The organism is Lentilactobacillus raoultii (assembly GCF_900411375.1).
Lineage (GTDB): Bacteria > Bacillota > Bacilli > Lactobacillales > Lactobacillaceae > Lentilactobacillus > Lentilactobacillus raoultii.
Map to the genome: position 1 here is coordinate 1 of NZ_LS422999.1, position 7,409 is coordinate 7,409.

At 38.7% G+C, this 7,409-nt stretch carries 5 protein-coding genes and 1 pseudogene; 5 read left to right on the forward strand and 1 reads right to left on the reverse strand.

The window, feature by feature from the left end; translation table 11 throughout:
• The 5 genes from ED605_RS11805 to ED605_RS11825 all read left to right on the forward strand — a co-directional run.
• A partial coding sequence (locus ED605_RS11805; RefSeq protein ID WP_162919805.1) for a hypothetical protein occupies positions 1-801 on the forward strand: 801 nt, incomplete at its 5' end.
• Positions 802-1,023: 222 nt separating this feature from the next.
• Positions 1,024-2,580, forward strand: a complete 1,557-nt coding sequence (locus tag ED605_RS11810) for a glycosyltransferase family 4 protein (RefSeq protein ID WP_121979096.1) — start codon at positions 1,024-1,026, stop codon at positions 2,578-2,580.
• 2 nt (positions 2,581-2,582) lie between these two features.
• Entirely contained in the window at positions 2,583-4,139 is a 1,557-nt protein-coding gene (locus ED605_RS11815) for a glycosyltransferase (RefSeq protein WP_121979097.1), read from the forward strand.
• Positions 4,140-4,221: 82 nt separating this feature from the next.
• Positions 4,222-5,616, forward strand: a complete 1,395-nt coding sequence (locus ED605_RS11820) for a hypothetical protein (protein WP_121979098.1) — start codon at positions 4,222-4,224, stop codon at positions 5,614-5,616.
• Positions 5,617-5,640: 24 nt separating this feature from the next.
• The gene (locus ED605_RS11825) at positions 5,641-6,300 is read left to right on the forward strand and encodes a hypothetical protein (protein ID WP_121979099.1); all 660 of its coding nucleotides are present in this window, start codon (positions 5,641-5,643) and stop codon (positions 6,298-6,300) included.
• A 143-nt stretch (positions 6,301-6,443) separates the two neighbouring features.
• Here the strand turns inward: ED605_RS11825 and ED605_RS11830 are convergent.
• Positions 6,444-7,409: pseudogene (locus ED605_RS11830) on the reverse strand (S-layer protein); the annotation flags it as partial.

Below are 7,409 nucleotides of genomic sequence, written 5' to 3' on the forward strand. Positions count from 1 at the left end.
GTAGCAGCAAACGCTGTACGTGTAAACTTTGTTGATTCAACAACAAACAAATCAGTTGCTACTGTTGATGTAACTAATAACAACAATTACCCAACTGCAGTAAGCATGTTATCAACAGTTGATAACACTCTTGGTGGTTCAAACAATGTATCAGCAATTTCAAATTACTGGACATCTCAAAAGAGTAATTTGAGTTCTTACGCATACAATGGCTTAACTGATTCGCAAAAAGCTAATAATGCTGCGGCAATTGCTAATGCATCATTTGGTAAAGAAATTACCATTTTAGTATCTCCAGCAACTAATGTTCAAGCATTTACGGATGCAAATGTCACGTTTAACACAACTGATAATGGTGACCGTCCTAGCACCGGTGTAAACGATGCCTCTGCAGGAGATCAATTAGCTCATGACAATGCTTGGTTCGCTGTTAAAGGTAAAGCTGCAACACCTTACAGTTCTGCTCGTGCAGCATTTGTTACTGGTTTGCGTGCCCCAGCTGGTACAACTGTAACTAAAGATCAAGTTCAAGCTGCATTGAAAGCACAAGGTCTAGATGACTTCTATGTAATTTATCAAGACCAGAGTGGTACACTTAAGGATAATGCAAATCCATTCAGTAGCCAAGGTGAAGCTGTACAAGTATGGCACTACACCTTTAAAGATATTGCAAAGGGTACAAACGCCAATGCAAATCTTAAAGCTGGCGATCGTGATGCAAGTTTGCAAGTTAACTACAATATTGAAAAACGTAGTGCAACTGGAACTAGCAACACACAATTCTGGAGTAACTTATTTTAATTAAAAATTAGTTTGTGTTAACTCCACATAATTAAATCAATTTTCAAAAACGTTATCTTGGTAAGATTCCAGGATGGCGTTTTTTATTTTCAAAATTATTATTTTTCCTTTACAACTTTAAATATCCTAACAACAACGTCTTTTAACATTACTTCATATGATAAACTAGAAGTATCTTGTGCCGTTCAAAATAAGGGAAGACACTACAAGGAGCGTTAATTTATGTATTTTTTCTACGATGACAATATCAGCTTTAAAAAATCTGGTATCGAACATGCGGAAATTAAACGGCTAAAACTGTTTAACGAAAAGCATGTTCCAGCTAAAATCATTACCAGGACACTCTCACTTAATCTACACGATGTGACTAAAGATGCTGGGATTCCAGACGATCAGTTTGTTAATTTATTTGATTTTTTTCAAGGAACTACTAACTTTAAGCGTCGCAAAATGACGATCAAAGAATTAACCTTACCAAAGGGTGCAAAATTAAAGCCTGAAAAAGATAAAACCAAAACCGATGTCTTTGTTGGCGATCAGTTAGTCATGATTGTCGGCACTAAAACGCTGAAAGACGATCAAATTGATTGGGTTCAATACTCCGGTTTTAATGGTCGGCCAACTCGAATGGTTCGTTATGATACGCGGGGCTTTGCGGCATTAGAACAATTCTTTGCTTATGATACTACATTAGTCTCTGAACAGATTCTCAAGCCCAATGGTGAAGTAGCCTTGCGTCGCTACACAATGCCAAGACGTGATGGCACCACCGAAACATCGCTTCATGAATTGGTTAACTATAAAGGTCAAGACTTCGACTTTGCGACCTATGACGACCTGACGACTTTCTGGTTGGATCAACTCAATCTTTCAACTGGTGAAGCTAACACCATTATCTGTGATCGTTCCTATGAATTGGCTTACTCCATCCAACAAATGGAGACGCCGATTTATTCCGTGATGTACCTACATAATAATCACGTTAATTCAGGTACCGACCACATGCATTCCGACTTCAACTACAACTATGAATACATGTTGGAAAACCGACGTCGTTGGAACGGCATTGCCACACTAACCCCTTGGCAGTATCAAGACTTTACCGAACGCTTCGGCAAGACTAATCCAAATGTCTATATGATTCCTGGAGCGGTAACTGATCAGAAAGTTTTAGAAAAGCCTCATGTTAAATGGTCTGACCGCAATCCTAAATCAGTTATCATGGTTGCCCGACTATCCAGTGAAAAACAACAAGATGTTCTGATTGAAGCTTGGCCGAAAGTTCTCAAAGCTGTTCCAGATGCCACTCTTGACTTCTGGGGATACAGTAACGACAATTTCGATAAAACCTTAGCTAATTTGGTTAACCGATTGAATTTGAACGATAAAATTACGTTCCATGATTACACCAAGAATATCAGTGAGGTCTATAACAAAGCTCAACTATTAATTTTACCTAGTCGAGCAGAAGGCCTACCATTAACCTTGGTTGAAGCTCAAGCCCACGGCTTACCAATTGTAGCAACTGACATCAAGTATGGTCCCCGAGACGTTGTTAATGATGGCAAGGATGGTTACTTAGTTGAAAACCGGAATGTCGATCAATTGGCTGATCGGATTATTGAACTACTTTCCGATCCAAAGAAACTGGAAGAGTTTAGTGAGAATGCCTATAAAGATAGTTGGAACTATTCTTCCGATGCTATTTGGGAAAAGTGGCAACCATTGATTAAAGATGCCAAAAAACACGCACAAATTCCGGAAAGTCTTGAGGTGTAAGAATGTATTACTTTTTAAATCAATATATTAAAGCATTAAATTCAAGTGTCGAACACGCTGAATTTCATCGCTTGGCGCTGTTCAAACATGAACGTTTAACGACTAAAATTGTCACCCGGGATTTTGACCCGATGGAGCACTTAAATGCGGCCAATTTTGGTTTAGCTCAGGATGACATTTTAAATATGTATGACTACTTTCAAGACACTGTGAAGGTTAAAGAGAACTCAACTAGTGTCAAAAAGCTTAACATTCCAATCAGTTATCAGTTAAAATATGATAGTAACGTCTCAAAGGCTTATCAGGGAGGCCGTTTAGCTCAAACCATTCATCATACGCCTGGCCGGGTTGGCGAAGTAGCCTCCGTTGAACATTATGATGAGTTCGGTAACATTGCTAATCGCGAGTTATGGGACTCTCGGGGCTTTCATACCGCCAGCCAGCTATTAGACTATGATGGCGCACCACATGCCGAAATTCTCTATCACTTAGATGGTACGCGCGCTGTTGAACGCTTTTGGGAGATTACTGATGATCGAAAAGGTAAAGTGATTTTCAGTATCCATCTGATTAATTACAAAGGCAATGACTATTACTTTAATTCAGAAGACGATTTGTTCACCTTCTTTTTGGATGAAATTAATCGTCAAACTAAAACCGAAGATACCTTTATTGCTGATCGACCAGGAATTACTGATATCCCGTTAGTTAATATGAAGACCAGGGCTAAGAAGTACCTCTTCTTCCCAATCCTTCACGCGGCTAATCCGGAAGATTTAATCAACTCCGAACTTGAGCCAAGCTACGCTGAAGTCTTTAAACACTTGGATAAGTTGGATGGCTTGATCACTATGACTGAAGACCAAGCTCGTCAATTAAGAATTCGGTTGAAGCGACTGAAAGGTAAAGGTCGGAATATTAAAATTACAGCGATCCCTGGCGTGGCCTTTAGTAATCAAGAATTAAAGAAACCGCAGATTTTAATGAATAGTCGACCAGGTAAGAAAGTCCTTTATGCGGGTCGCTTGGGTGTTGACAAGGGTGTCGATAACTTGATTCGAGCCTTTGCCCTAGTAACGCCACAAGTCCCAGATGCTACATTGGATATTAGAGGCTTTGGCGACCAAGACTTTGTTCAATCACTTGAAAATTTGATTAAGCAGTTAAACCTGCAGGATAACGTTACAATCTCTGGTTACACATCAAATATTGAGCCAGTTTACGACTCAGCCAAAATCTTTGCCAGTGCTGCCCATCAAGATGCTTTTCCATTAGCGATGGCTGAAGCATTGGCACACGGCTTACCATTGGTAGCATTTGATACCAACTTTGGTCCATCTAGAATTATTAAAGATGGTGTTAATGGTTATCTACTGGCACCAGGTGACCTGTATGGCTATGCTCAAGACATTATTTCATTGTTAACAAATGATAAAATGTTGCAACGAATGAGTGTTAACAGTTATGAGAGTGCCAAAGACTACGAATTCAAGAACGTTTGGAAACAGTGGCGAAATGCTTTGAATCTTAAATCCAAGCGCAAGGCTTCAACTAAATAATTAATCAAAAGAATCAATCTTTAGAGGGGGACAATGTCAACGATGGGCGTTGTTCCCTCTTTCTAAAGAAAGGAGAATTATCGTGCCAAAAAGTAAAGAGGAATTAATGAAAGAATGGTTGTCCAATGCAAGCGAACCAGCGTTACGTGACTTTATTATTCAGATGGGTCGTGAAGATGATGAATTGTATAGTCAAATTCGCCGCCGATTTGGAGAATTTTCAGAAAAAGACCAGTTATCACATTTAAGAGAAGATCTTAGGACAATTATTTCTAAAAATGCTCACCGCGGTTTTATTGACTATCAGCATTGTATCAAGATGTGCAATAAATTCAATAAGCTAATTTTGGAAGCCCTGAATAAACAGTCAAAAGAGAAAGTGGGTTTAGGAATCCAAGAGATTTTATTAGTCATTCAGGAAACTGTCCGCATTCTGGAACGAACGGACGATGGCTCGGGAAGTACAACAGACACCTTGGATTTTGCTTACGATTCTTTGGAACAGTTGGCTCTCTTTGCCACAGAAGCTCTTTCTGATGCTGAAAAGAAACTATTAGTAAAAGCCGCTATTCGAACGTTTAATCTTAAGATCTTTAATAATTGGGACAATTTTCAATTTCCGATTTTGGAAAGCATTTTGCCTTTACTAACCCCGGAAACCTTTGACTTGGTTGATCAAGCAGCTGCCAAGGTTCCCCAACGCTATTCAGCAGACGACTATAGCTTTTCGCTTTCTGAAGACTACTATCTATCACTTAAAATCAAAGCGTTAATCGTCATTGGAGATTATTCGCGCGTCAAGAAATTTATGGCTGACCACATTAAAGTTAACCAGGTCAGAGAACTCGCAATTAAATTTTATATGTCGCAAGAGGACTTTAGGACAGCCGAAAAATTAGCAGTTAATGGATCATTAGCCAGTAAGGGAAACGGTCCTGAAAAGGTCTGGTTGGATTACTTGGAAAAGATTTATCTAAAAACCCATGATGATCGGAAGTTAGCCAGAGTTTATAAAAATAGGTTACTTTCCGAAAGATGGCTAATTGACGGAAATGACTATCAGAAGCTGAAAACTATTCTTCAAAAACAAGGCCGATGGGAACAAGAATCGCCTGCTTTACTTAAAGAATTTTCTGAAAGATTATCACCAGAGAACTATGCAATCATCCTTAACTTGGAAGGTAACCAAGATGATTTAATGGCAGTGGTTGAAAGAAAACCGTTGCTAATTGGTAAATATGGCAAAGTTTTATATGATCGTTACCCAGACAAAGTCACTAAGCTATACCATGACACACTGGTTACTGAAATTGGCAATACTCGTAGTCATTATCGAAAACTAGGAAGGGCGATTTGCGAGTACGCAGAATATGGTAATAAGGAGACTGCCAAAGCATGGTGCCAACGGTTAATCGAAAAATATTCACGACGTTCAGCGCTGGTAGACGAGATGAAGAAAGCTATTGATAGCATCTAATGCATTTTTCAAAAGGAGAAGAATATGTATCCCGAAAATTCTAAAGAAATTAAACAGTGGTTAGACCGAGCGGATAAAGTCGATTTATACGAATTTTTAGTTAGAGTTGCCATTGAGCGAGATGAGCTCTTTTATCGAGAACTTCAAAGAAATTTCAAGCCACAATCAACGCAAGAAAAGCTAGCCCAGCTAAAAGGTGATATTGACCTAGCATTTGAAAAGAACTTGTCTAGCGCCATTACTTATGACGAAGATTATGAACATATTTCTGACTTTTTGAGTGGTATCGTTAAGGACGCAGTTGGAATTGTTGCTAAAAAGGACTTATCCTTGGCAATTCAAGAAATTTTGTTAGTGTTTGAAGGCTTTGAGTTAATTGAACTAAAAGACGATGATGGAAATGTAGTATTTGATGATGCGCTTACGGCTATTAGTGATTTAGCACAGACAAGTGTTAAAATCTTATCAGAGGAACAAAAAACAGTGATTGTCAAAACGACTATTAGGATCTCTGAGGCAAAAGCATTTAATGGATGGTCGGATTATCGTCGTGCTCTTTTTGATAATATTTTCATGCTGGTAACAGATGATACTATCAAGGATGTAGTGAAATCCGAAAATAAATTTGATAAGCAGTATGCTAAAGAGTACCGTCAGCTTTATAAAAACTCAACCAGTTATTAATCATTTAGAAATGCAAACCTCACGAGTCTGAATTTTGCATTAAACAAAAAGAGCCTTGGATTTACCAAGACTCTTTTGTTTTAAAATTAATTAACTCGTTCAATCAGGGAATACTGATTAATTCAGAAAACCTTTATTGAAAGTTAGAATGGGCTGTAGCCATTACCTGTGCTCGTTGGGAACGAAACATTGGTTGAAGGCAAAGCAGAGTTATAACTGTAATATACAGTCGTAGTGCCAGAACCAAATGTGCCACCCAATGCTTGACGAGCAGTAAAGTTAAACTGACTGAATGAAGCAACCGAACCAGTAGAAGTGAATACAGGGAATACAGGTGACTTCAAAGTACTGAAGTTAGAGTGCTTTGCCAAGTAGTTCATAACATCTGTTCCAGTGTACGTAGCGTTATCAGTACCACTGAACAAATCGTTTACACTTGTGCTTGTTGGAGCAACAAAGAAGTTAGCAGCAGCATCAGAAACTTGTTTGTTTAAAGAATCTAGTGTATTGCCGGCATCAACATAAGCCTTTACTTGAGCTTGCAAAGTAGAATTTGCAGCACCCGTCTTAGCATCAACTTGACTTAAATCAAGATCATAATTCTTTGAATTTTTATCACCCTTGATTACTAAAGCATCACCACTTTGTGGAGTAGCTGAAGCCTTAGCACTAAAGTATTGATCTGATAGACTTGTAGTTGCTGCAGAATTCTTAGCTAACTTAGTAGCAGTTGCAGCACTGTTATTTGTTGCACCAGTTGCTGTGTTATAAGCTAATGGAGTAAGTGTTTGATATACCGTATTTCCTTTAGTCAAAGGAATCTTCAATTCAGAACCAGTCTTAGCTTGTGCAAGTACAGCAGCATTGTTGTCAACGCTAAAGCCATAACCTGTTCCATTTAGTGCATCACTAATGGTATCTTTCAAGCTTTGCAACTGGGTAGCTGATAAGTTACCAAGGTTCCATGTATAAACGCCATTATTATCTCTTGTTAATTGACCAAGAGTATCGCCCTTCTTGGCGTTAGTCTTAGTCCAGTCAACAGACTTAATGGTCTTACCAGAAGCATCAGTGAATGTCAAACGTACAGCACTGTCAGCAATTGGTTG

Coding starts and splice junctions, on each gene's coding strand:
- ED605_RS11810 (WP_121979096.1), top strand. CDS start 1,024: ATGTATTTTTTCTACGATGACAATATCAGCTTTAAAAAATCTGGTATC.
- ED605_RS11815 (WP_121979097.1), top strand. CDS start 2,583: ATGTATTACTTTTTAAATCAATATATTAAAGCATTAAATTCAAGTGTC.
- ED605_RS11825 (WP_121979099.1), top strand. CDS start 5,641: ATGTATCCCGAAAATTCTAAAGAAATTAAACAGTGGTTAGACCGAGCG.